Here is a 24,565-nt window from a genome sequence, read left to right as displayed (position 1 = left end):
CGAAGGGCACCACGTTGTCACGCAGTGCCCTTGCGGTGTTCACGGCCGTGGACAATCGATCGGGCAATCAGCCCTTGGCGACTGCCGCGACTTCGGCTGCGAAGTCGGTTTCTTCGCGTTCGATGCCTTCACCGAGAGCAAAGCGGACGAAGCCCGTGACCTTGATCGGTGCGCCGACTTCGGCCTCGGCTGCCTTCACGGCATCGCCGACCGTGTGGTCGGGGTTCATGACGAAGGCCTGCGACAGCAGAGCGACTTCCTCGTAGAACTTGCGCATGCGGCCTTCCACCATCTTCTCGATGATGTTTTCCGGCTTGCCGGACTCGCGCGCCTGCTCGATGAAGATCTGACGCTCGCGCTCGGCGACCGTCGCATCCACGTCCTGCGAGGTCAGAGCGAGTGGGTTGGTCGCTGCGACATGCATGGCAACCTGGCGACCGATGGCGTTGAGCTTGTCCTTGTCGCCGGTCGATTCCAGCGCAACGAGCACGCCGAGCTTGCCGAGATCGGTGGCAACGGCGTTGTGCATGTAGGTCGCGACGACGCCGTCCGACACGGTCAGAAGAGCGGTGCGGCGCAGGGCCATGTTCTCGCCGATTGTCGCGACTGCATCCTTGATGGTGTCGCCGACGGGCTTGGACGTTGCCGGGTAGGTTGCTGCCGAAACGGCCTCGACGGAACCGTCCGTGGTGAGCGCGACCTTGGCGACACCTGCGACGAGATCCTGGAACTTGTCGTTGCGCGCAACGAAGTCGGTCTCCGAGTTCAGCTCGACGACGACAGCCTTCGTGCCTTCGCTGGCTACGCCGACCAGGCCTTCGGCAGCCGTGCGGCTGGCCTTCTTGTCGGCCTTAGCGATGCCCTTGGCGCGCAGCCAGTCGATCGCTGCTTCCATGTCACCATTGGTTTCGGCCAGCGCCTTCTTGCAGTCCATCATGCCTGCGCCGGACTTTTCGCGCAGTTCTTTCACCATCTGAGCGGTAATGTTCATTCTAGCCTCTTGTCGTCTGTCATGGTCCGGCCGGCTTGGGCGGGACCTGGTTGGGGCGTGGAGACCGCGCCCTGTCGAATTCTTCGGCACGTTAGAGCGTTTCCAGGTGAAGTAATTACCGGTTCACCATGTGAAAAACGCGACAAACTAGGCCGACATCGTCTTCATATGCATGACGGCCGGCGAAGCGATTGTTCGCGGCGCCGGCCGTCTGAATGCAGGACGATCGGAGCTTAGGCGGTGGCGCCTTCGCCCTCGACACTGCCGGCGTCGTCAAGCGCAGGCTCGACAGGCGTCTCGGCGGATGCGCCGACGTCAACGCCCGAAGCACCCTGCTGGCGCGCGATGCCATCGAGAGCGGCGCGCGAGATCAGTTCGCAATAAAGCGAGATCGCACGGGCGGCATCGTCATTGCCCGGAATCGGGTAGTCGACGCGGTCTGGATCACAGTTCGAATCGACGACGGCGACAACCGGGATGCCGAGGCGCTTGGCTTCGTCGATCGCGATCGCTTCTTTGTTGGTGTCGATGATGAATATCAGGTCCGGTGTGCCGCCCATATCGCGGATACCGCCAAGCGCACGCTCAAGCTTCTCGCGCTCGCGATCGAGGTTGAGACGCTCTTTCTTGGTCAGACCCTGGGCGTCGCCGGCGAGCAGCTCGTCGAGCTTGCGCAGACGCTGGATCGAGTTGGAGATCGTCTTCCAGTTCGTCAGCATGCCGCCGAGCCAGCGGGCGTTGACGTAATACTGAGCCGAACGCTTTGCGGCATCGGCAATGATCTCGGACGCCTGGCGCTTGGTGCCGACGAAGAGCACGCGGCCGCCACCGGCGACGGTGTCAGACACGACCTTCAGCGCCTGGTGCAGGAGCGGAACGGTCTGAGCGAGATCGATGATGTGGACGTTGTTGCGGTCACCGAAGATGAAAGGCTTCATCTTGGGGTTCCAACGGTGGGTCTGGTGACCAAAGTGAACGCCAGCTTCTAGCAATTGGCGCATGGAAAAATCGGGCAGTGACATGCCTTGTGTATCCTTTCCGGTTGAACCTCCGCGCAGCAACAGCCTTTCGGCCACCGGCGGAACGGACCGGATTTCTCCCGGCCAATCCCAAACCGCGCGTGTGGAATGGTCGCTGCCATATAGAACTCGTCGAAGAATGGCAACCCACTGCCTCCCGCAAGCCTGTCATGGGCTCCCCCAGCCACAGCCTTGGGACGTGCATTGGCGCGCCTGATGCCGAATATGCACGGTGTCGGAAAGAGTTTTCGGTCATTTGACAACTCGCTTGCACGAGGCCTGCTTTTCGGTCATCAAACATCGTTTCCACAAGATCGCGCTCCATGCCAATCTCAAGTTCGACCCTCGTCCGTACGACGGCAGCTCTCATGCTGGCCGGGCTTGCCGCGTTGCTCGTCATCGTCGGCATGAGCCTTTGGCTCGGCAATCGAAGCCAGGACCATTTCAATGAGGTTCTGGCCGCTCGCGATCTGCGTGCAGCAACACTCGACTTCCGCACCGCGCTGCAGGATGCCGAGACGGGTCAGCGCGGTTTTCTGCTGACACAAGACGAAGTCTATCTCGCGCCCTACAACCAGGCCCGGCAGGAGCTTGAATCGCATCGGCAGCGTCTGACGAATCTTCTTCAGTCTCGCCCGGGTGGCGATGCGATCTCAGCAGCGATCAACGACGCGGCTGCCGTGAAACTCAATGAATTGGAAGAGACGATCCGTCTCGCTCGTGCAGGTAATCGCGAGGCAGCTCTGGAGCTCGTCCAGGCCGACACGGGCCAGATAGCAATGAGCGATCTGCGGGAGCTCCTGACCGGTGTCGTTCAGGACGCCGACCAGCGGCTCGCCGAAAGCGTAGCCCAGCAAAGGGGCAGTGCTTCGGCTCTCTATTGGACCAGCCTGATTGGCGCTCTCGTCATCATTGCCGTCGTCGGCGGCAGCGCCTGGGTCGTCATCCTCTATACGCGCGAGATCGCCGAGGCGCGCAGACTTCTGTCAACGACGAACATCACGCTCGAGGAGCGCGTCGCAGAGCGTACCGCGGAACTTGCACGGGCGAACGAAGAGGTTCAGCGCTTCGCCTATATCGTGACGCACGATCTCAGGGCGCCATTGGTCAACATCATGGGCTTCACGAGCGAGCTCGAAGCCAGCATCAAGCCCATTCGCGACTACATGGAGCGGAGCGACGTCGCCGGTGACGACCAGCTTGCCAGCGATGCGCGGCTGGCAGCGACGGAAGATCTGCCGGAAGCGGTCGGCTTCATTCGCTCATCGACTCGAAAGATGGATGGGCTGATCAACGCCATTCTCAAGATCTCTCGTGATGGGCGCAGGCCGATCAGAGCCGAATCGATCGATCTGACGAATATGCTTCAGGCCAGCGCGAACGCCATCCAGCATCAGGTCGGCGAGCTAGACGGCGTCATCGATGTCGCCGACGACCTGCCGACCATTCTGTCCGACCGCATGTCTCTCGATCAGATATTCGGCAATCTGCTCGACAATGCGGTAAAGTACGCAGACGCGAGCCGACCGTTGCGCATAAAGATCTCGGGCGAGAAGCTGATCGGCAACCGCATCGCGATCGATGTCGCCGACAATGGCCGGGGAATTGCGGCCGACGACCACGAACGCGTCTTCGAGCTGTTCCGGCGGTCCGGAGAGCAAAGCAAACCGGGTGAAGGCATCGGCCTTGCCCATGTGAGGACCCTCGTTCGAAATCTGGGTGGCGACATCACTGTCACCTCCGAACTCGGCAAGGGATCGACATTCAGGGTCGTTCTGGCCCGCGATATGCGTAGATTTATCGGGAGCATGCAATGAGCAGTGAAGCGAAGCCCGTCACGATCGTGATGATCGAAGACGACGAAGGCCATGCCAGGCTGATCGAAAAGAACATCCGCCGCGCCGGCGTCAGCAACGAGATCATTCCATTCACCGACGGCACGAGCGCGCTTGCCCATCTCTTCGGCTCCGATGGCTCGGGCGATGTCAGCGCAAGCCGCCATCTCCTCATCCTGCTCGATCTCAATCTGCCGGACATGAGCGGCGTCTCGATCCTCGAGAAGGTCAAGGCAAACCCGAACACCAAGCGCGCACCGGTCGTGGTGTTGACGACGACCGACGACGAGCGCGAGATCCAGCGCTGCTACGATCTCGGTGCCAACGTCTACATTACCAAACCCGTCAACTATGAAGGCTTCGCCAATGCGATCCGCCAGCTTGGTTTGTTCTTCTCGGTGATGCAGATCCCCGAAAGTGCCTGATGATGGCTTCCCGGCCGACGCGCGTTCTCTACATCGATGACGATCCCGGACTGGCGCGTCTGATCCAGAAGAATCTGGAGCGGCGAGGCTATGAGGTGGAGCGTGCCGACAAGGCCAGTGCCGGCCTGGAGCGAATCCGTGCCGGCGGCATCGATGTCATCGGTCTCGACCACTACCTCGATAGTGGAACGGGTCTGGACGTGCTCGCCGAGCTCGCCGGTATCGAACACGCGCCGCCGGTCGTCTACGTCACGGGCTCGGCGGAAACTGCGATCGCCGTTGCGGCGCTGAAGGCGGGTGCCTTCGACTACGTCACCAAAAGCGTGTCGGAAGACTTTCCCGAGCTCCTTGCAAGCGCGATCGATCAGGCGGTCGAGCGCGCACGGCTGATGCGCGCCAAGGAGCGCGTGGAAGCTGAACTGCGCGAGGCGAAGGAGCGCGCGGAACTGCTGCTCAGCGAAGTGAACCACCGCGTGGCGAACAGTCTCGCAATCGTCGGGGCGCTGATCCGCATGCAGGCAAATACGTTGAGCGAGCCTGCCGCCAAGAACGCGCTGATCGAAACCCAGGCACGCATCTCCGCCATCGCCGGCGTACACAAGCGCCTCTACACATCCGACGACGTGCGCTTCGTCGATATCGGCGAGTATCTGACGACGCTCGTCAAGGAGCTGGACATGTCGCTCGCCTCGAGCGCCCGGCTCAGGATTCGCATGGATGCTGTGCGGGTGCCCACCGACATGGCGATCTCCATCGGCATCATGACCGCCGAACTGGTCACGAACGCGCTAAAATATGCCTACGCCGAGGGCGTGAAGGGCGAAGTGCGCGTGTTCCTCGACGCCATCCCGGATGGCGCCGTGCTCGTCGTGGAAGACGATGGCGTGGGCTGGGACGGGACCAGTCAGAGCACCAAGGGCACAGGGCTCGGCACGCGCCTGGTCAATTCGATGGCCGCGAATCTCGGTGCGACGCTGTCTTACGAGCTGCAGCATCCCGGCACCCGCGCCAAGGTGACTTTGGGGATTTAGCCCCGAATACCTCCACTTCGCCACAAACGATCACGCTGCACTCACGCAGAGCCGACATTGGCGTGAGTTGTGCGCGACAAAAACGCGCGCAGTGTTGTTTCGACAGTGATCGACAACTCGTGTGGATTGGCCCTCACCGCCCGCTGAGGCGTCAACCCTGGGAGCCACCACCATGAAGACGATCCTGACAACGACTGCCCTCACCCTCATGCTTGCCATGCCGGCCTTCGCACAGAGCGGTTCGGACCTCACCTGCGCCGATTTCCTTGCGCTCGACGAGGCGGGACAGATGGCTGCCGTCGAGGCGCTTCACAGCGGCGACATGATGGCCGACGACATGCCAGCGGACGACATGGCAGCCGATGACATGGCTGCCGATGACATGGGCGCCGATGACATGGCTGCGGACGCAACCGTGGCCAGTGTCACGGCCGCCTGCGCCGACGCGCCTGAGAGCATGATTTCGGACACGATGTAAGCATCGACGCATGCCTTGGAGCCGGGTGACCCGCGACAGGCGTCACCTGGCTCAACCCGCCCGGAGGGCCGCCATGTCTACAACCGAGTTTTCACCGCCGATCCCAGATGCGCCGATCGTCGTTCGCCGTCATCGGCTTTCGACGCGGCTGTGGCATTGGACGAATGTGGTCATCCTTTTTGTCATGCTGATGAGCGGACTGATGATCTTCAACGCGCATCCGCGCCTCTACTGGGGTGACTACGGCGCGAACCCGGACCCCGCATGGCTGCAGATCGGTGCCGAGCAGGAGCGCGGCTATCTGCGCGTCGGCGCGCTCCAGATCGATACGACGGGTGTTCTGGGGCGCTGGCAAAATGCGGAAGGCGCCTGGCAGAACCGGGCCTTCCCGCATTGGGTCACGATCCCGTCCAGCTACAATCTCGCGCTTTCACGGCGCTGGCATCTGACCTTCAGCTGGCTTTTCGCAGGTGGACTTGCGCTTTACGCACTGGTCAGCCTCATAAACGGCCATCTGCGGCGCGATCTGCTGCCGAAGCGTGCCGAGCTGGCGCCATCGCATATTCTTGGTGACATCGCAGCCCATGCACGGCTCAAGTTTCCGACGGGCGAGGCCGCGCGCCATTACAACGTGCTGCAGAAGCTCGCCTATCTGTCTGTACTGGCCGTGCTCTTGCCCGTTCTCGTGCTGACCGGCCTGACGATGTCGCCGACGATGGTCGCCGCGTGGCCCTGGCTGATCGATCTTTTCGGCGGTCGACAATCGGCGCGCTCCATCCATTTCATCGCCGCATTCGCCATGGTGGCGTTCATCCTCGTCCATCTCGCCATGGTCGTGCTGGCAGGGCCGATCAACGAGATCCGCTCCATGATCACCGGTCGCTATCGCCTGCCCCAGGAGAAAACACGATGACCACTCTTCTTTCCAGGCGCAGGCTGATCACGGGTGCTGCGCTCACCGGCTCTGCAATGGCGTTGTCAGGCTGCGATGCACTCGGCCAGAGCCCGGCATTCCGCCAGTTTCTCTCGAGCGGCGAATGGCTGAGCTACCGCATTCAGCGGTTCATCGTCGGTGACGCCCTGGCGCGCGAATATCCGCCCGAGGCGCTGTCGCCGACTTTCCGCATGAACGGCAATACGCGGCCGGAAAGCGCGGAATGGGAGCGCCACGCAGCTTCGGGTTTTTCAGACTATCGCCTCCGCATCGATGGGCTTGTGGCGCGGCCGCAATCGATTTCGATGGCCGAGCTTCGCGCCCTGCCCGCCCGTATTCAGATCACGCGGCACGACTGCGTGGAAGGCTGGAGCGCGATCGGCAAATGGACCGGGGCGCCGCTTGGCCCGTTGCTAGATCGTGCGGGGCTTGCGCCCAACGCCCGCTACATCGTCTTCCACTGTGCGGACGACTTTCGCGGGACGCCCTATTACGAGAGCATCGACCTCGTCGAAGCCTTCCATCCGCAGACGATCCTTGCCTACGGCATGAATGACGGCGACTTGCCCATTGGTCACGGCGCACCGCTGCGCCTGCGGGTCGAACGTCAGCTTGGTTACAAGCAGGCGAAGTTCGTCATGCGCATCGAAGCCGTGGAGAGCCTCGAAGGGATCGGCCGGGGTCGTGGCGGCTACTGGGAAGATGCCGGGGCTTACGAATGGTATGCGGGCATCTGAAGGCTAGGGCTGTTCAGCGCATGCCTTGGCGTCGAACACCTCCAGCCCGGTGAGCGTGCCGCGAAGCGCGAAGTCGCCATAGTCCATTTCCAGGTCGCGGGTCAGCCCGTTCTCGTAGAGCTTGAACGAGATCTGGTACTCCGGCACTTCGTCGCCGCTGTCCGCTTCGTTGAAATAGGCGATCGTCACCGGCCAGGCGGTGTCGTTGGCGAAGGGGCCAGCCTGTTTCGCCTCGGTGTCCTGGGCGCTCGGCTGCCGCGGTTCGCCAATAACGGTCGTCGTCAACATGATCTTGGCGCCATCATCCGACCCATCATAGATGTGCGACTGGTAGAAGCGCTCGCCGGCTTTGGCTTTGGCGATCAGCTCGATCATGTGGTCGGTCGGAAACAGCGCACGATCGAGCGCCAGCGACATCTGCTGGGGAGCTTCCATCTCGACATCGATTGCATCGTCCGTGCGACGGGCCGAGCCTCGCGTCTCGCTGTCGAGCGTATCGTCCACGAAGGAGCGATTGACGAATTCGAACGTGCCGGCGCGCAGATCCTCGTAGGTCGTCGTCTGCTGGTCGGTGACCCGGGAAAATTCCTCGGTGTCGATCCGCGTCACGAATCGAAAGTTCACGGTAAAGCCATCGCAGGCCGAGCCGTTCATCTCGTAGACCATGCGGCCATAGACGCCTGAAATGCCGGATCTCTCTTCCGAATTGGCGAGTTCCAGATCATAGACGGCGCGATGCGGAACGAGCGCTGCGGCGCCTGCCGGCTGCGCCATGCTGAGCGCAGTGGTTGAAAGCAGCCCCGCGAGTGCCGCAGCTGATCCAAATGCCATACGACCGGCAAATCCCAACATTCATGTCTCCTAGCAAAACCTGACACATGTTACAGGATGCCTCGGGGCAAAAGCGAGGCGCTTGACGCCGTGCCCCGATAAGACATCTTAGGCGCAGAAAAACGGGTGTATCTTCATGGCCAACACGATTGCCGAGCGACTTGCCGAACGCGGGATCGATCTTCCGCAGGCGGCTGCTCCAGCTGCCAATTACGTCGCTTGGGTGATCGCTGGAGACATGCTCTACATTTCCGGCCAACTGCCCCTGGAGAACGGGCATCTCGCCTATACGGGCCATCTCGGCCACGATCACAAGGTGCTGGCGGGCCAGGCGGCAGCCGAGCTTTGCGCCATCAACGTTCTGGCACAGGCAAAGTCGGCGCTCGGTGGTGATCTGGAGCGGATCGTGCAGCTAATTCGGATTACGGGCTATGTCGCTTCGACGCCGGACTTCGTCGAGCAGCACCTCGTCGTCAACGGCGCGTCCGATCTTTTTGCAGCAATCCTCGGAGACAAGGGCAAGCACGCGCGTGCCGCGGTCGGCACGGCCTCGCTGCCGCTCAATGCGGCCGTCGAGGTCGACGCCATCTTCCAGATCGCCTGATTTCTCTCAACGACGAGCCGCAGAACACCAATGCAGACGCTTGCCTGGCTGACTGAACATCCCATCGCCCATCGCGGCTATCACGACCTCAACCGCACCGTCTGGGAAAATACGCTTGCCGCATTCGAGCGGGCGGTGGAGGCCGGCTTTGCCATCGAGTGCGACCTCCATCTCGCCGCAGACGGCGTTCCGGTCGTTTTTCATGACGATACGCTGGAGCGGCTTTGCAGCCTGCCCGGGCGGACCCGCGACAGGCTTTCGACGGAGCTGGCGCTCTTGACCGTGGGGGGCACAAGGGAGCGGATCCCGACGTTCAAGCAGTTGCTGGCGCTTGTCGCCGGACGTGTTCCGCTCGTCGTGGAGCTGAAAGGCTGCGAAGGTGACGACGACGATTTCGCCGGAGCGGTTCTCGAAGACCTCGAAGGCTACGACGGACCAGTCGCCCTTATGTCGTTCGACCACTGGCTTCTCCGGGATCTGAAGGCGCTCGAATGCCCCTACCCGCTTGGCCTGACAGCCGAAGGCCAGCGAACCGAAGACCTGCAACGGCACGAGGATGCGATGCGGCTTGGGCTCGATTTCGTATCCTATTGCGCGTTCCATCTGCCGAACCCGTTCATCGATGGCGTGCGGGAAAGCGGCAAGCCGGTCATCACCTGGACGGTGCGCGACGAAGCGGCGCTTCATCACAGCATGCGCCATGCGGATCAGATCACCTTCGAGGGTTTCGATCCGCGCAGCGTGGCGTCATCGCCAAGCTAGGCAGGCCTTAAAATCTCCAGGCGGCGCACTACCTTTCTCGCACGTGCGAATATGGGGAATGCGATGACTGCCGGAGACGCTGCTGAAGATCGCGGCCAGATCGAGTTCACGATCGAAGTGGCGTCGTCGATGGCCGACATCGAGCGCTCAAGCTGGGACAAGCTCGCCGGAACGACGCGGGCCAGCGCGATAGCGACCATTCCCTACAATCCGTTTCTCTCTTACGACTTCCTGTCCGCGCTCGAACGATCCGGCTCAGTCGCCGCCAAGACAGGTTGGCTGCCGCGCCATTTGATGCTGAAGGACCCGGACGGCACACTTTGCGGCGCCGTGCCGGCTTACCTCAAGAGCCACAGCCAGGGTGAATATGTCTTCGATCACGGCTGGGCGGATGCATTCGAGCGTGCCGGCGGTGAATATTATCCCAAGCTGCAGGCTTCGATCCCCTTCACGCCTGCGACAGGTCCTCGTCTTCTGGCGCCTGCCGATACGCGTCGGCCGATCGTGCAGACCGCACTGGCGCAGGGTCTCATCGCCCTGACGGACCGGCTCGGGATCTCATCGGCGCACATTACCTTCATTCCAGAAGGCGAGATGCCGATCTTCGAGGAGACCGGCTTTCTGCACCGGACCGACCAGCAGTTTCATTTCCACAACGAATCCTATGCCAGCTACGACGATTTCCTCACCACGCTGGCGTCACGCAAACGCAAGGCGCTCAGGCGCGAACGGCAGCAGGCCGTGGAAAACGGCATCTCAATCGAGCGCCTCACGGGCGCATCGATCACTGAAGCGCAATGGGATGCGTTCTACGGCTTCTATATCGATACCGGCGCACGCAAATGGGGCCGGCCCTATCTCAACCGTGCCTTCTTCAGCCTGATCGGCGAAACGATGGCAGACGACATCCTGCTTGTGATGGCCAAGCGAGAGGGACGATACATCGCCGGTGCGATCAACTTCATCGGCGACGACTGCGTCTTCGGCAGGCACTGGGGTTGCATCGAGGATCATCCCTTTCTGCATTTCGAGGTCTGCTACCATCAGGCCATTAATTTCGCGATCGAACGCGGCCTGCCTCGCGTCGAAGCCGGCGCGCAAGGGGAACACAAGCTCGCACGCGGCTATCTGCCGGTTACGACCCACTCCGCCCATTACATTGCCCATCCGGGGCTGAAGCGTGCGGTTGCCGACTATCTCGAGCAGGAACGCCGCGAAGTCGACCAGATCGGCGCGATCCTCACCGAACACGGGCCCTTCAAGAAGGCATGACGCTCGCTTTCGCCCGCCCGACGGGCTAGACGGGAGACCCGTCGCCCCACGCGCCCGAAAGCAGCCCCATGGTTTACGTCTACCTCGTCGTCGCCGTCATCTTCGAGGTGATTGCCACGTCCGCGCTCAAGCTGTCGGAAGGCTTCACGCGGCTGTGGCCTTCGCTCGTGACCATCGGCGGTTACAGCATCGCGTTCTTTTTCCTGTCGCTGACGCTGAAGACGATGCCCGTCGGGATCGTCTATGCGCTGTGGTCCGGCACAGGCATCGTGCTGATTGCGGCGATCGGCTATTTCGCGTTCGGGCAGCGGCTCGATCTTCCGGCCGTGATCGGTCTTGCGCTGATCATCGCCGGTGTTCTGATCGTCAATCTCTTTTCGCGGACGGTCGGGCACTGAAGTCCTGATCGGCATTTCCGGGCGCTGCAAAGGCTGAGACTTGACGGGCCGGCCGACAATTCCGCACATGGACGCAACCTACGGAGACCTGACAATGACCACGCCTGCGGCTTATGACGACGCCAACATCTTCGCCAAGATCCTGCGCGGCGAACTGCCGGCCCATCGCGTCTACGAGGACGAGCACACGCTTGCCTTCATGGACATCATGCCGCGCGGTGACGGCCACTGCCTCGTCCTGCCCAAGGCTCCGTCACGCAACATTCTGGATGTCGAGCCCAACGATCTCTCGCATGTGATGGCCACCGTGCAGAAGCTGGCCCGCGCCGTGAAAACGGCCTTCAATGCGGATGGCGTGACCATTCAGCAGTTCAACGAGAGCGCCGGCGGCCAGGTGGTTTTCCATCTTCATGTCCACGTAATCCCCCGCTTCGACGGCGTTGCGCTGAAGCCGCACACGGGAACCATGGAAGATCCGGACGTCCTGAAAGCCAATGCGGAGAAGATCCGCGCAGCGCTCTGACCGCTTGAAAGATCAGCCCGTCTGCTTGCGCCGGCCGTAAATCTCGTCGGCCCGGCGCTCGAATGCTTCTGCAAATGTGCGGAAGGCGCGATCGAACATTGTACCCATCAGCATGCCCAGCATGCGGTTGCGGAACTGGTAGTCGATGAAGAAGTGCACGGCGCAGTTGTCCTGGCCTTTGTCCTCAAACGTCCAGCGGTTGTCGAGATACCGGAACGGGCCGTCGATATACTTCACGTCGATGCGATTTTCGGCCGGGCGCAAGACGACCTGGCTCGCAAACGTCTCGCGAATGGCCTTATAGCCTACCGCCATGTCGGCAACGAGCAGCTCCTTGCCGTCCTCGCCCTCCTTGCGCGAGCGCACTGTGAGGCTTTCGCAAAGCGGCAGGAATTCGGGATAGCGCTCGACATCGGCAACGAGTGCGAACATGTCGCTTGCGGAGTGGTTCACGTGGCGGGTTGTTTCGAACTGAGGCATAAATCACGGCGGTTGGCGGCAGTGCCGCTTCAGGAAAAGACGATTTTCCCATAGATAAGAGCTCATCGCGCCATGTCGACCCGGAAAGGCCGACACGGCGTCGAGAGCGCGTTCAGGATGCCAGCGCGAGCTTCTTTTCGCGCGCTGCACGAAGCCGGGCAAAATCGTCGCCCGCATGATGCGAGGAACGGGTCAGCGGGCTGGCCGACACCATCAGGAAGCCCTTTGAATAGGCGACGGTCTCATAGGACTTGAATTCGTCCGGCGTCACGAAGCTGACGACCCGATGATGCTTTCGGCTCGGCTGCAGATACTGGCCGATGGTGATGAAATCGACATCGGCGGTGCGCAGATCGTCCATCAACTGCAGCACTTCGTTCCGTTCTTCGCCGAGACCCACCATGATGCCGGACTTGGTGAAGATCGTTGGGTCGAGTTCCTTCACCCGTTGCAGCAGGCGGATCGAGTGGAAATAGCGGGCACCCGGTCTGACCGTCAGATAGTTCGAGGCAACGGTCTCCAGATTGTGGTTGAAGACATCGGGCCGCGCCGCGACCACAGCTTCCAGGGCACCCGGCTTGCGCAGGAAATCCGGCGTAAGAATCTCGATCGTCGTTCCGTGCGCGTGACGCCGAATTGCGTGGATCACCTCGACGAAATGCTGGGCGCCGCCATCTGCAAGATCGTCGCGATCGACCGACGTGATCACCACGTGGTTCAGGCCCATCTTCGCGACGGCAAGACCGACATTTTCCGGCTCATGGGGATCGAGCGCATTCGGCATGCCGGTCGCGACGTTGCAGAACGCGCAGGCACGGGTGCAGATCTCGCCCATGATCATGAACGTCGCGTGCTTCTTGTCCCAGCATTCGCCGATATTGGGACAGCCGGCCTCTTCGCAGACCGTGACCAGGTTGTGCGACTTCACCAATTCGCGCGTTTCGCGATATCCTTGGGAAGTGGGCGCCTTGACGCGGATCCATTCCGGCTTGCGGGCGATTTCCGTATCCGGCCGATGCGCCTTTTCCGGGTGCCGCGGACGCTGCTTTGCTTCGGCGATGGTGTCCAGCACTGTAACCATGAATGCTCCAGAACGCGGTTTGGCGCGCGATGAATTAGATGGAGCGGTTATAGTCGGTCGACGAGAAAAAAGTAAGGCCGCCATCTGCATGGCGGCCTTGTCTCAAAGCATTGCTTGCGATCGATTATCGCCTGATGGCGCGACCGAGAGCGATCAGGATGCAAGCGCCGATGAAGCCAACGATCAAGTAGATCAGAACGCCGGTGCCGGTGTAGATGCCGAGTACGCTCAGCAGGAAGTTCAGCAGCGCGGCACCGATGATGCCGAGAATGATATTCATGAAGACGCCGTGATTGCTCTTCATGAACTTTTCCGCGAGCCAACCCGCGATGCCGCCGACGATAATTGCGCCCAGCAGTCCCATGCCGTTCAGATCCATGACCCCATCTCCTTTTCCATCAATTAGAAGTCGGGCTTAAAACGTTACAAAGGCCCTCGCGGTTCCCGGTGTCTTCGAATTTGCTGATGGACCGGCAGACGTGGATCAGGCGTTTAAAACACGGCCATAGGCGTCGAGCACGCTTTCCTTCATCATTTCCGACAGCGTCGGATGCGGGAAGATCGTGTGCATGAGATCCTCTTCGGTGGTCTCAAGGTTCATGGCGACCACAAAACCCTGGATGAGCTCCGTCACTTCCGCACCGACCATATGGGCACCGAGAAGTTCGCCGGTCTTCTTGTCGAAGATCGTCTTGATCAGCCCATTGTCTTCACCGAGCGCAATCGCCTTGCCGTTGGCCGCGAACTGGAAGCGACCGACGCGGACATCGCGACCGGCTTCCTTGGCCTTGGCTTCCGTCAGGCCGACCGACGCAACCTGCGGGTGGCAATAGGTGCAACCCGGAATCTTGTTCTTGTCCATGGCATGCACGCCTGGGACGCCCGCGATCTTCTCGATGCAGATCACGCCTTCATGCTCGGCCTTATGGGCGAGCATCGGCGGCCCTGCAACGTCTCCGATCGCATATAGCCCGGCGACATTGGTCTTGCCGTAGCCGTCGGTGACCACGCAGCCGCGGTCGGTCTTCACGCCAAGCTTTTCGAGCCCGAGATTTTCGATGTTGCCCTGAACACCAACGGCCGAGATGAGACGGTCGGCGGTGATCGTCTGGGTTTTGCCATCCTTGGTCTCGATATGGGCCGTGACCGAATTGGCAGCCTTGTCGACCTTGCTGACCTTCGCCTCGGTGATAATCTTCATGCCGCGCTTTTCGAGCGCCTTGCGGGCTATGGCCGAAATCTCCACATCCTCCACCGGCATGATATTCGGCATCAATTCGACGACAGTGACGTCGACGCCCATCGACCGGTAGAATGATGCGAATTCGATGCCGATGGCGCCAGAGCCCATGACCAGCAACGATTTCGGCATCTCCTGCGGCACCATGGCCTCGAAATAGGTCCAGATCAGCTTGCCGTCAGGCTCGATGCCGGGCAGCGTGCGGGGCCGTGCGCCGGTCGCCAGGATGATGTGCTTGGCGGTGTAGGTCCCCTCACCCTTCGTGCCCTTGGGCACCGGCGGCTGAGGCTCGACTGGCTTCTTCTTCATCGCCGAGACCTTGATCTCGCCGGGCTTTGTCAGTTCGGCTTCGCCCCAGATGACGTCGATCTTGTTCTTCTTCATCAGGAAGCCGACGCCGCCATTGAGACGCAGCGAGACGCCACGGGAGCGCTTGACCACGTCCTCCACCTTGGCGGTCATCTTGCCTTCCAGCGTCAGGCCGTAATCCTTGGCGTGGTTGGCGTGATCGAGGATTTCGGCCGAGCGCAGAAGCGCCTTGGTCGGGATGCAGCCCCAATTCAGGCAGATGCCGCCCAGATGCTCGCGCTCGACGATCGCCGTCTTGAAGCCCAGCTGAGCAGAGCGGATTGCGGTGACGTAGCCGCCGGGGCCCGAACCGATGATGATGACGTCGTAGCTTTCGGCCATGTCCCTATCCTTCTCACTTCACCTGGAAACGCTTTGGAGTAATTTCGCTTCTCTTCGAATCGCTCAAATACTCCAAGCTTTTCTTTTGTCGCGTTTCCGAACGGTGAACCGGTCTCCACTTCACCTGGAAACGCTCTAGATCCCGAGCATGACCCGGACGATCGGCGCTATGCCCTTGCCTATGGCGCGTGTGTTGTCTGCATCGAGATGCACGCCGTCGATCGGGGTCGTCACGGCGACCGACGATGCATCGAAAAAGCCGCAGCCCATTTCGTCTGCGAGATCGGCGTAGAAAGACCCAAGCATCTCGGACTGTTCAATCGCGCCGCTGTACATCGCCGAGAAGATCGGATCGGCGGTCTCGCAAATGATCGGCGGCGCGACGATCAGGACTTCCGGCGCATCGTAGAGTGGGCGCCAAGTGTGATGCTTCACCTGCTCCACCAGGCGCTCCATGCCGAGCATCGCATCGATGGCGCGGCCGGCGACCTTCGCTTTCAGATCGTTGGTGCCGAGCATGATGATGACGAGATCGATCGGCTCGTGGCTCGAGAGAAGCGTCGGCAGGATCTTGGTCCCTGCCCGTTCGGCAAGAGCCGTCGGATCGTCGTAAGCCGTCGTGCGGCCGCCAAGCCCCTCGGCGATGACATCGATCTCACCACCGAGATGCGCCTTCAACGAGGACGGCCAGCGATCGGCATAGTCATGCCGACCGCCCGTGGCGGCATCGGTGCCCCAGGTGAGGGAATCGCCGAAGCAGAGGATGGTTTTCATCAAACCGTCCCTAGACCAGCATTCCCATCGGGTTTTCGATGTAGCGCTTGAAGGCACCGATCAGTTCGGCTCCGAGCGCGCCATCGACGCAGCGGTGGTCGGTCGAGAGCGTGACCGTCATGACCTCCGCAATCGCCAGCTCGCCTTTCTTCACGACCGGCCGCTTCTCACCAGCGCCAACCGCAAGGATGGTGGCATGCGGCGGGTTGATGACGGCGGAGAAGTTCTTGACGCCCATCATGCCCATGTTGGAGACCGCCGACGTTCCGCCCTGGTACTCTTCCGGCTTCAGCTTGCGGTCACGGGCGCGCTTACCGAGATCCTTCATCTCGTTCGAGATCGCAGACAGCGACTTCTCCTCGGCCTTGCGGATGATTGGCGTGATCAGGCCACCCGGGATCGACACGGCAACGCCGACATCGGCGTGCTTGTGCTTGACCATCGCGCTTTCGGTCCAGGACACGTTCGCGTCCGGCACGTCTCGGAGCGCCAGAGCGAGCGCCTTGATCACCAGATCGTTGACCGAAAGCTTGTAGGCGGGCTTGTCGTCCCGAACCGGTGCGGCGTCGTTCAACTGCTTGCGTAACGCCAGAAGCGCATCAAGCTCGCAATCGACCGATACGTAGAAGTGCGGGACGGTCTGCTTGGACTCGACCAGCCGCTTGGCGATGGTCTTGCGCATGCCGTCATGCGGGACGAGCTCGTAGGAGCCTTCAGCGAAGTTCTTGAGAACCTGCTCGTCGCTGGCGCCTTTCGCCATCGGCGCTGGTGCGGTGGCCGATGTGGACTGAGCCTGCGCCGCGCTTGCCGCTGCCTTCGGCGCGCCACCCTTGGCGGCTGCCTCGATATCGGCTTTCACGATGCGGCCTTTCGGACCGGAGCCCGAGACAGCGGTGAGGTCGAGGCCGCTTTCCTTGGCGAGGCGACGGGCGAGCGGCGATGCGAAAATGCGCTCACCGTCTTTCTTCGGTGCCGGCGTAGCCGCAGCGGGCGCCTGGTCGGCGACCGGCTTTGCTTGCTCGGTCGTCGATCCACCCTCACCCTGAGCTTGTCGAAGGGCGGGGGTGGCCCGATCTTGCCCTTCATCCCCTCGCCCTTCGACAGGCTCAGGATGAGGGGCTTTTGAAGCTGCTTCAGCATCTTTGCTACCATCACCGCCCTTGGCAGCGGCAGCGGCGTCTTCACCTTCTTCGGCGAGGATGGCGATGACGGCGTTGACCTTCACGCCTTCTGTACCGGCCGGCACAACGAGCTTTGCGACCGTGCCTTCGTCGACGGCTTCGACTTCCATCGTCGCCTTGTCGGTTTCGATCTCCGCGATGACGTCACCGGAGGAGACCTTGTCTCCCTCCTTCACCAGCCATTTTGCGAGATTGCCCTCTTCCATCGTGGGAGAGAGCGCGGGCATCGTGATGTTGATCGGCATCTCTTGCCCTCCCTCAGGCTTTGTAAGTCACGGCTTTCACAGCATCGACGACTTCCTGGACATTCGGCAGCGCGAGTTTTTCCAGGTTGGCGGCGTAAGGCATCGGCACGTCCTTGCCGGCGATCGTGATGATCGGCGCGTCAAGATAATCGAATGCCTGCTGCATCACGCGCGTGGCAATCTCGGTGCCCACGGAAGATTGCGGGAACCCCTCTTCCACGGTGACCAGACGGCCGGTCTTCTTCACGGACTCGATGACGGTCGGCAGGTCCATCGGGCGGATCGTACGAAGATCGATGAGCTCGACATCGATGCCAATGCCGGCCAGTTCGTCCATAGCCTTGACCGCGTAGGTCATGCCGATGCCGAAGGAGACGATCGTGACGTCCGTGCCCTTCTTGTGAATCCGGGCCTTGCCGATCGGCAACACGAAATCGTCCATCTTCGGGACGTCGAAGCTCTGGCCGTAAAGGATTTCGTTTTCGAGGAAGATGATCGGGTTGGGATCCCGAATAGCGGCCTTGAGCAGGCCCTTGGCGTCGGCTGCCGTGTAAGGCATGACGACCTTGAGGCCCGGGATGTGTCCGTACCATGCGGCATAGCACTGCGAGTGCTGGGCACCGACGCGCGCTGCCGCGCCGTTCGGTCCACGGAAGACGATCGGCGCACCCATCTGGCCACCGGCCATGTAAAGGGTCTTGGCAGCCGAGTTCACGATGTGGTCGATCGCCTGCATGGCGAAGTTGAACGTCATGAATTCGACGATCGGCTTCAGACCCGACATGGCCGCACCGACGCCGACGCCGGCAAAGCCATGCTCCGTGATCGGCGTATCGACCACGCGCTTGGCGCCGAACTCGTCCAGCAGGCCCTGCGTGATCTTGTAGGCGCCCTGATATTCGGCGACTTCTTCACCCATGATGAAGACGTCCTTGTCGCGGCGCATCTCCTCAGCCATGGCGTCGCGGAGTGCTTCTCGCACCGTCGTCGATACCATTTCGGTGCCTTCCGGAATATCCGGATCGGACTGCGCTTCGACCTTGGGCTGGGCCGGAACCTTGCCGCTGTCCTTGGAGCCCTCGGCTTCACCTTTCGGCTCTTCCTTGGGAGCTTCGGCTTCCGCGGACGCTTCGGCTTCTGCCTTCTGGTCACCACCGGACGCGGCGGCCGACGCGTCTTCGCCTTCTTCCGCGAGGATCGCGATGACGGCGTTCACCTTGACGTTCTCGGTGCCTTCCGGAACGACGATCTTGGCGATCGTGCCTTCGTCGACGGCTTCGACTTCCATCGTCGCCTTATCGGTCTCGATCTCGGCGATGACGTCACCGGCGGTGACCGTATCGCCTTCCTTTTTCAACCATTTCGACAGCGTGCCCTCTTCCATCGTCGGGGACAGCGCCGGCATCAGAATTTCAACAGACATGGGCGGCTCCCAACCTTAGATGAGGATGTTGGTGTAAAGCTCGGACGGATCCGGCTCTGGATTTGACTGCGCGAAATCGGCGCTATCGGCCACGATGTCGCGGATCTTCTTATCCATCGCCTTCAGTTCGTCTTCGCTCGCCCATGCATTGTCGAGGATCCGCTTGCGCACCTGCTCGATCGGGTCCTGCTCGGAGCGCATTTTCTGCACTTCGTCCTTGGTGCGGTATTTCGCAGGGTCCGACATGGAGTGGCCGCGGTACCGGTAGGTCAGCATTTCCAGAATGATCGGGCCCTTGCCCGAACGGCAGTGCTCGGCGGCGAGGTCGCCGGCGGCCTTGACCGCGCGCACGTCCATGCCGTCCACCTGAATACCTGGGATGTTGAACGATGCGCCGCGCTGCGAGAAATCGGTCTGGGCCGAAGCGCGCGATACCGATGTGCCCATAGCGTAACGGTTGTTTTCGACGATGTAGACGACGGGCAGCTTCCAGAGCGCCGCCATGTTGAAGCTTTCGTAGACCTGGCCCTGGTTGGCCGCGCCGTCACCGAAATAGGTCAGTGAGATGTTGTCGTTGCCACGGTAGCTGTTCGCAAAGGCAAGCCCGGTGCCGAGCGAAACCTGGCCGCCGACGATGCCGTGACCGCCGTAAAAGCCCTTCTCCTTGGAGAACATGTGCATGGAGCCGCCCTTGCCGCGGGAGTAACCATCCCGGCGGCCGGTCAGTTCGGCCATGACGCCGCGCGGGCTCATGCCGGTGGCGAGCATGTGACCATGGTCACGGTAGCCCGTGATGACCTGGTCGCCCTCTTTCAGCGCCATCTGCATACCGATGACGACAGCTTCCTGACCGATGTAGAGGTGGCAGAAGCCGCCGATGAAGCCCATGCCGTAGAGCTGCCCGGCCTTCTCTTCGAAACGCCGGATCAGCAGCATGTCGTTGTAGGCCTGCAGTTCACGCTCCTTGGTGAACTCCTCCGGCGCCGGAGGCGCGATGATCTGTCCGACAGGTGACGACTTCTTCGTCTGCTGGCGAACGGATGCGGATGTGCGGGCAGATGACGTACGGCGTGCAGCCGTTGACGCGGGCTTGCGCGTGGCCATGCATTTCCTCCCTGAGACGCATTTCGTTACACCGAACCTATGCCAAAGCGAAAGGACCAGCAACAGCGCAAATGCATAGCTTCAATGCAGCGGAAGTGACTGAAAAGACGAACGTTTTCCGAAATTAACTTGTTTCGTGTTAATTGCTGCATTGCGGTCATTGCGGCGCACAAGGAGATGGTGCGGCGCACTATGCGCGGAGCATTCCAAGCCGTTACCCGGGCTTGCCGGTGGCCGAAAATGGTACAGACGACAAGCACTCGTTAGCCGTCTCCCGAGAGCATTGGGGAAGCCGGCTTTATAAGCGCTGGAGTTCTGCCATTTTAGCGAGTTCGGGGGCATAACCTCATGCCTTTGGAGATCGACATGACGTCGGACAGCTTCGATAAGATGGTGCGCTTTCTGGTTGATGATCAGGCAGTGAGCAACGACGATATTCGAGCCGCGATCGATGAGCTCGACGAGGACCTTCTCACCGCACGCTATCGCAGTGCGCCGGTGCCGTTCGAGCGGTTTCGCTTGAGGAAGGTTCTACGCGCCGTGGCGCTCGAACGCGGGGTCGGCTGTCAGTCCTCAAACAGCGGCTGACCAAGTCCATTGCAGGCCTTCATTTCCAGGGTGGTGCCGGAGACAGGCAGAAGCGTGCCCATCGCGCGGCAACTGTCCATGGCGCATATCTGCCAGTCGCTGCCCTGCCCTGCATCCGAGAAGATCACGGACGGCCGGGGTGGCAGGTCGGGCTCGTAGACCCATGCCCCATCGATCAACTGCGCACCGGCTGGAATCTCCATTCCGGCACCCGTGCCCTGAACATGCGCACGCTCGATGACCAACAGGCCATCGGCGATGCGCCACTCCTCGCGCCATTCGGTCTTTTCCACCGAGTGCGTCCAGACGAGGGAGAATGCTTCGAGCGCGAGCGCGACGGTTTTGCCCGCCGCGCTCAGGCAGAGGCTCATTCGCCGGCGACGGTGGCCTGCTCGCGGCCCCTGCGGCCGCGCCACCATTGCAGAGCCAGGAACAGGGCAGCGAGCGCGAAGCCCACTTCATCGGTGATCGGCATAGCCAGAACGAGCGAGAAGGCGGCGGCTGTCGCCAGCAGCCGTTCCCACCAGGCAAGCGGTGCGAACATGAAGCCGATCGCCGCAGCCCCCCAGAGCGAAATGGAGATTACGGTCTTGAAGACGATGTAGGCAACGGCCGGCCAGAAGCCGATCGCTTCGGCGAGCGGGCCGCCATCCTGCATCATGAGCGCTGGGGTATAGACCGCCATGAAGGGGATGACGAAGCCTGCGAGCGCGATCTTCACCGCCTGCATGCCGATCTTCATGCCTGACTCCTTGGCAATCGGAGCTGCGGCGAAGGCAGCGAGTGCGACCGGCGGCGTCAGGTCGGCAAGGATGCCGAAATAGAACACGAACATGTGGCTGACGAGCAGCGGAACGCCGAGCTCCAACAGCGCCGGGCCGGCGATGGACGACGTGATGATGTAGTTCGGGATCGTCGGGATGCCCATGCCGAGGATGAGACAGGTGATCATCGTCAGAACGAGCGACAGGAAAAGGTTCGTCTCACCAATGCGGACGATGAAGGATGCGAAGGTCGAGGCCGAACCGGTTAGGGTGAGGATGCCGATGATGACGCCGACCATGGCGCAGGCGATCGCGACCGGCAGGGCATTCTTGGCACCGTCGGCCAGAGCGTCGCGGCAATCGGCGAGCGTCTGCCGACCGCCCTTGACGAAGGCATTGACGGCGATGAGCACGGCGATCGTGGTGATGATGACGTTGACGCCATATTGAAAGAACGCGGCGCAGAGCAGGCCGAGCAGGATCCAGAACAGAAAGCGGATCGCCTGGCCGGGCAGCCCGCGCGCGATGGCGCCGCCGAGGATGAGGACAGCCGTAAGGGCGAGACCCATCGTGCCGGCAAAGAGCGGCGTGTAGCCCGTGAACAGCAGATAGACGAGTGCCGCCAGGGGAATGATCAGGTACCATCCTGCCCGCAGCGCGCCGATGGCGCTCGGCAGTTGGTCAGGCCTCATGCCGACCAGACCGCGCTTGCCGGCTTCCAGATGCACCATCCAGAAGGCCGAGAAGAAATAGAGGGCTGCCGGAATGATCGCGGCGATGACCACCTCACGATAGGGGATGTTGAGTGTCTCGGCCATGATGAAGGCGACGGCGCCCATGACCGGGGGCATGATCTGCCCACCCATGGAGGACACGGCTTCGACGCCGCCGGCAAAGGCCGGCTTGTAGCCGAAGCGTTTCATCAGCGGGATGGTGAACTGGCCAGTCGTGACGACGTTGGCGACGCCGGAGCCGGAAATCGTGCCCATGAAGCCCGAGGATACCACGGCCACCTTCGCCGGTCCGCCGCGCGTGTGCCCGACCATGCCAAGCGAGACATCCGTGAACAGCTTGATCATCCCCGCCCGCTCGAGGAACGAGCCGAAAAGGATGAACAGGAAAATGTAGGTCGCCGAGACGTAAACCGGCGTGCCGTAGATGCCCTCTGTGCCGAAGCCGAGATGTCCGATGATCTGGTCGAAGCCGTAACCGCGATGGGCAAGCACGCCGGGGAAGTATTGGCCGGAGAGGCCATAGAGCAGGAAGATGCCAGCAATGATCGGGAGCGCGATCCCCATCAGGCGACGCGTCGCTTCGAAAACGAGGACGATCATGATCGTGCCGACGACGAGGTCCTGCGTGATCAGCCAGCCGCCTTCGCGAAGAATGAGATCTTCGTAGAAGACGAAATGGTAGACGCCGGTCAGAAAGCCCAAGATGCCGGCGCTCCAAAGCGCGATGCGCAGCGGCAGCGGGCCACCCTTGAGGCTGGCGATGAGCGAGAAGCCGAGCAGCAGCACGAAGCCGACATGCAGCGCACGAACCGTCTGGCTGGGCAATGAGTGGTAAGCCGCGAACCACAATTGAAAAACCGAGAAGGCAATGGCGATCAGGAAGACGATACGCCCTTCCAATCCATGACCGAACCCACTGGGCAGACCGTGCTCGGCTTCGGAAGCTTCGTGCGGTGCCTGGAGTTCCGCCTGCAAGGGCAAGTCGCGATCGGTGGATGTCATGGTCTATTACTCGCTGAACGTCTTCCAGGCGACGAAAGCGCCGCCGAGCCGCTTCATTCTGTGGGTCGATACGTAATCAGCGCCCCGGGGAAGCCCGGGACGCTGGATCGGTTTCATAGCAATTTCGTCGACATGTCAGTCGATGAGGCCCTGCTCGCGGTAGTAGCGCTCTGCACCCGGATGCAGCGGCACAGGATTTTCATCCACGGCGTTCTGGATGTCGATCGCGGCGGCGGCCGAATGCGCAGACTCCATCCGATCGAGGTTCTCGAAGAGCAGCTTGGTCATCTGGTAGACGGTTTCCTCATCCACATCTTCATGCGTCACGAGGTAATTAATGACCGAGGCCGTCTCCACGTCTTCATCCTGGCCCTCATAGGTGCCCGCCGGGATGATGGCCGGTGCATAAGGGGCACCAATCGATTCCACCAGTTCTGCTGGAATTTCGACGATCGTCGTTGGGTTGGTCGTGGACAGATCCTGGATCGATGCGACACCGAGACCAGCCGACTGCAGCGTCGCATCCAGCTGACGGTTCTTCATCAGTTCGACGGATTCGGCGAAAGGCAGATACTGGACCTGACCGAGATCCTCGTAGGTCATGTCGGCGGCGCCAAGAATGGCGCGGGTGTTCAACTCCGTGCCTGAAGCCGGTGCGCCGACCGACAGGGTACGGCCTTCCAGATCGGCGAGCGTCGTGATGCCGGAATCAGCCGTCGCGACGAGCTGGAGATAGTTCGGGTAGATCGCTGCAACACGGCGCAGCTTCTGCAGAGGTGCACGGAAGCCGGCCTCCTCGTTGCCTTCCCAGCCCATGACGAGGGAATCGCCGAGCGAGAAACCGATCTCGCCTCTGCCCTGTTCAAGGAGATTGAGGTTCTCGACCGATGCCTTGGTGGCCTGGACCTGGGTCCGAACGCCTTCGATGTTGTCGCCGTAGATCTCGGACATCGCAACGCCCAGGGGATAATAGACCCCCGACGTGCCGCCGGTCAGCACGTTGATGAACTGCTGCGCGCTTGCGGCGCCCGGAAATGCACCGATTGCCAGGACCATCCCGCCAAGGACAGCCTTCTTCATCAGTTTCGACATCGTTTTATCTCCTCCACATGACGGGTCTCTCGCCCGCGTTTTTCTGCTGCAAACACAGGCGACGCGCCGCCGCCCGATTCCTCCATATGCCGCCGCTCTCAAGCGCGCTCCCCGCGCCGAACCGACTGCCAGCGACCGCTTGGGCCGTGATTGATCGCGCTCTCTTGAACGGGCAAGCGCCACCCGACGGCGCGAAAGCTACACGGCACCTCCCCATCAGGCAAGTTGCACAGCGCCCAGCGGGGACGTTTCCCGGGTTGCGTCCCAAACGAAAGAAGCCGGCGGTCCATCACGAACCGCCGGCTTCGATCTTCGATCTTCCGGATA

General features: G+C 61.5%; 26 protein-coding genes. 12 read left to right on the top strand and 14 right to left on the bottom strand.

Annotated elements, in window-relative coordinates; genetic code table 11:
* Positions 1 to 67 precede the first annotated feature (67 nt).
* The gene (gene tsf, locus QQL76_RS14560) at positions 68 to 991 is read right to left on the bottom strand and encodes a translation elongation factor Ts (RefSeq protein ID WP_126010418.1); all 924 of its coding nucleotides are present in this window, start codon (positions 989 to 991) and stop codon (positions 68 to 70) included.
* 233 nt (positions 992 to 1,224) lie between these two features.
* The gene (gene rpsB, locus QQL76_RS14555) at positions 1,225 to 2,013 is read right to left on the bottom strand and encodes a 30S ribosomal protein S2 (protein WP_126010419.1); all 789 of its coding nucleotides are present in this window, start codon (positions 2,011 to 2,013) and stop codon (positions 1,225 to 1,227) included.
* Between the two features lie 320 nt (positions 2,014 to 2,333).
* Here rpsB and QQL76_RS14550 point away from each other — a divergent pair, with 320 nt between their 5' ends.
* From QQL76_RS14550 to QQL76_RS14525, 6 genes are all read left to right on the top strand, one after another.
* Positions 2,334 to 3,827, top strand: a complete 1,494-nt coding sequence (locus QQL76_RS14550; RefSeq protein ID WP_499208231.1) for a sensor histidine kinase — start codon at positions 2,334 to 2,336, stop codon at positions 3,825 to 3,827.
* Positions 3,824 to 4,270, top strand: coding sequence for a response regulator (locus QQL76_RS14545; RefSeq protein ID WP_126010421.1), 447 nt, complete (start codon positions 3,824 to 3,826; stop codon positions 4,268 to 4,270). Before QQL76_RS14550 ends, QQL76_RS14545 begins: the two co-directional genes overlap by 4 nt.
* Positions 4,271 to 4,272: 2 nt before the next feature.
* Entirely contained in the window at positions 4,273 to 5,301 is a 1,029-nt protein-coding gene (locus QQL76_RS14540; RefSeq protein WP_499208230.1) for a sensor histidine kinase, read from the top strand.
* A gap of 172 nt (positions 5,302 to 5,473) precedes the next feature.
* Positions 5,474 to 5,779, top strand: a complete 306-nt coding sequence (locus QQL76_RS14535; protein ID WP_499208229.1) for a hypothetical protein — start codon at positions 5,474 to 5,476, stop codon at positions 5,777 to 5,779.
* A gap of 73 nt (positions 5,780 to 5,852) precedes the next feature.
* Positions 5,853 to 6,692 carry a cytochrome b/b6 domain-containing protein gene (locus QQL76_RS14530; protein WP_499208228.1) on the top strand — a complete coding sequence of 280 codons (840 nt, stop codon included), beginning with the start codon at positions 5,853 to 5,855 and terminating at the stop codon, positions 6,690 to 6,692.
* Positions 6,689 to 7,450, top strand: coding sequence for a molybdopterin-binding protein (locus QQL76_RS14525; protein ID WP_499208227.1), 762 nt, complete (start codon positions 6,689 to 6,691; stop codon positions 7,448 to 7,450). Before QQL76_RS14530 ends, QQL76_RS14525 begins: the two co-directional genes overlap by 4 nt.
* 3 nt (positions 7,451 to 7,453) lie before the next feature.
* Here the strand turns inward: QQL76_RS14525 and QQL76_RS14520 are convergent, their stop codons facing one another.
* Positions 7,454 to 8,281, bottom strand: a complete 828-nt coding sequence (locus QQL76_RS14520; protein WP_499208389.1) for a cell envelope integrity EipB family protein — start codon at positions 8,279 to 8,281, stop codon at positions 7,454 to 7,456.
* 136 nt (positions 8,282 to 8,417) lie between these two features.
* Between QQL76_RS14520 and QQL76_RS14515 the strand changes: the two genes are divergently transcribed.
* From QQL76_RS14515 to QQL76_RS14495, 5 genes are all read left to right on the top strand, one after another.
* Positions 8,418 to 8,885 (top strand): RidA family protein, encoded by a 468-nt coding sequence (locus tag QQL76_RS14515; RefSeq protein ID WP_499208226.1) that lies wholly within the window; start codon positions 8,418 to 8,420, stop codon positions 8,883 to 8,885.
* 30 nt (positions 8,886 to 8,915) lie between these two features.
* The gene (locus QQL76_RS14510; RefSeq protein WP_499208225.1) at positions 8,916 to 9,647 is read left to right on the top strand and encodes a glycerophosphodiester phosphodiesterase; all 732 of its coding nucleotides are present in this window, start codon (positions 8,916 to 8,918) and stop codon (positions 9,645 to 9,647) included.
* 63 nt (positions 9,648 to 9,710) lie between these two features.
* Positions 9,711 to 10,919 carry a GNAT family N-acetyltransferase gene (locus QQL76_RS14505; protein WP_499208224.1) on the top strand — a complete coding sequence of 403 codons (1,209 nt, stop codon included), beginning with the start codon at positions 9,711 to 9,713 and terminating at the stop codon, positions 10,917 to 10,919.
* Positions 10,920 to 10,987: 68 nt separating this feature from the next.
* A complete protein-coding gene (locus QQL76_RS14500; RefSeq protein WP_126010427.1) occupies positions 10,988 to 11,317 on the top strand; it encodes an SMR family transporter in 330 nt (109 codons plus the stop codon).
* A 94-nt stretch (positions 11,318 to 11,411) separates the two neighbouring features.
* Positions 11,412 to 11,840, top strand: coding sequence for an HIT family protein (locus QQL76_RS14495; RefSeq protein WP_499208223.1), 429 nt, complete (start codon positions 11,412 to 11,414; stop codon positions 11,838 to 11,840).
* Positions 11,841 to 11,852: 12 nt separating this feature from the next.
* Here QQL76_RS14495 and QQL76_RS14490 read toward each other — a convergent pair whose 3' ends face one another.
* The 8 genes from QQL76_RS14490 to pdhA all read right to left on the bottom strand — a co-directional run bounded on the left by QQL76_RS14490 (position 11,853) and on the right by pdhA (position 20,058).
* Entirely contained in the window at positions 11,853 to 12,320 is a 468-nt protein-coding gene (locus tag QQL76_RS14490) for a type II toxin-antitoxin system RatA family toxin (protein WP_499208222.1), read from the bottom strand.
* A gap of 112 nt (positions 12,321 to 12,432) precedes the next feature.
* Positions 12,433 to 13,401 carry a lipoyl synthase gene (lipA, locus tag QQL76_RS14485; RefSeq protein ID WP_499208221.1) on the bottom strand — a complete coding sequence of 323 codons (969 nt, stop codon included), beginning with the start codon at positions 13,399 to 13,401 and terminating at the stop codon, positions 12,433 to 12,435.
* A gap of 124 nt (positions 13,402 to 13,525) precedes the next feature.
* Positions 13,526 to 13,780 carry a GlsB/YeaQ/YmgE family stress response membrane protein gene (locus QQL76_RS14480; RefSeq protein ID WP_126010431.1) on the bottom strand — a complete coding sequence of 85 codons (255 nt, stop codon included), beginning with the start codon at positions 13,778 to 13,780 and terminating at the stop codon, positions 13,526 to 13,528.
* 105 nt (positions 13,781 to 13,885) lie between these two features.
* The gene (gene lpdA, locus QQL76_RS14475) at positions 13,886 to 15,331 is read right to left on the bottom strand and encodes a dihydrolipoyl dehydrogenase (RefSeq protein ID WP_499208220.1); all 1,446 of its coding nucleotides are present in this window, start codon (positions 15,329 to 15,331) and stop codon (positions 13,886 to 13,888) included.
* Between the two features lie 135 nt (positions 15,332 to 15,466).
* Positions 15,467 to 16,108 (bottom strand): SGNH/GDSL hydrolase family protein, encoded by a 642-nt coding sequence (locus tag QQL76_RS14470; RefSeq protein ID WP_499208219.1) that lies wholly within the window; start codon positions 16,106 to 16,108, stop codon positions 15,467 to 15,469.
* Between the two features lie 7 nt (positions 16,109 to 16,115).
* Positions 16,116 to 17,531, bottom strand: a complete 1,416-nt coding sequence (locus QQL76_RS14465; RefSeq protein ID WP_499208218.1) for a pyruvate dehydrogenase complex E2/E3BP family protein — start codon at positions 17,529 to 17,531, stop codon at positions 16,116 to 16,118.
* Positions 17,532 to 17,544: 13 nt separating this feature from the next.
* On the bottom strand, positions 17,545 to 18,954 hold the full coding sequence (locus QQL76_RS14460; protein WP_499208217.1) for a pyruvate dehydrogenase complex E1 component subunit beta: 1,410 nt from the start codon (positions 18,952 to 18,954) through the stop codon (positions 17,545 to 17,547).
* 15 nt (positions 18,955 to 18,969) lie between these two features.
* The gene (pdhA, locus tag QQL76_RS14455) at positions 18,970 to 20,058 is read right to left on the bottom strand and encodes a pyruvate dehydrogenase (acetyl-transferring) E1 component subunit alpha (protein WP_499208216.1); all 1,089 of its coding nucleotides are present in this window, start codon (positions 20,056 to 20,058) and stop codon (positions 18,970 to 18,972) included.
* Positions 20,059 to 20,424: 366 nt separating this feature from the next.
* On the opposite strand from pdhA, the gene QQL76_RS14450 reads away from it, so the two are divergent.
* A complete protein-coding gene (locus QQL76_RS14450) occupies positions 20,425 to 20,646 on the top strand; it encodes a hypothetical protein (RefSeq protein ID WP_126010437.1) in 222 nt (73 codons plus the stop codon).
* Here QQL76_RS14450 and QQL76_RS14445 read toward each other — a convergent pair.
* The 3 genes from QQL76_RS14445 to QQL76_RS14435 all read right to left on the bottom strand — a co-directional run bounded on the left by QQL76_RS14445 (position 20,625) and on the right by QQL76_RS14435 (position 24,238).
* Positions 20,625 to 21,017 carry a DUF1850 domain-containing protein gene (locus QQL76_RS14445; RefSeq protein ID WP_499208215.1) on the bottom strand — a complete coding sequence of 131 codons (393 nt, stop codon included), beginning with the start codon at positions 21,015 to 21,017 and terminating at the stop codon, positions 20,625 to 20,627. The genes QQL76_RS14450 and QQL76_RS14445 overlap by 22 nt on opposite strands.
* On the bottom strand, positions 21,014 to 23,146 hold the full coding sequence (locus QQL76_RS14440; protein ID WP_499208214.1) for a TRAP transporter permease: 2,133 nt from the start codon (positions 23,144 to 23,146) through the stop codon (positions 21,014 to 21,016). Before QQL76_RS14440 ends, QQL76_RS14445 begins: the two co-directional genes overlap by 4 nt.
* Positions 23,147 to 23,281: 135 nt before the next feature.
* On the bottom strand, positions 23,282 to 24,238 hold the full coding sequence (locus QQL76_RS14435) for a TAXI family TRAP transporter solute-binding subunit (RefSeq protein WP_499208213.1): 957 nt from the start codon (positions 24,236 to 24,238) through the stop codon (positions 23,282 to 23,284).
* Positions 24,239 to 24,565: the final 327 nt, after the last annotated feature.

The organism is Rhizobium albus (genome assembly GCA_030160035.1).
Taxonomy (GTDB): domain Bacteria; phylum Pseudomonadota; class Alphaproteobacteria; order Rhizobiales; family Rhizobiaceae; genus Georhizobium; species Georhizobium albus.
Note: the sequence above shows the minus strand (reverse complement) of the source record. Positions and strands in the feature narration are given on the sequence as shown.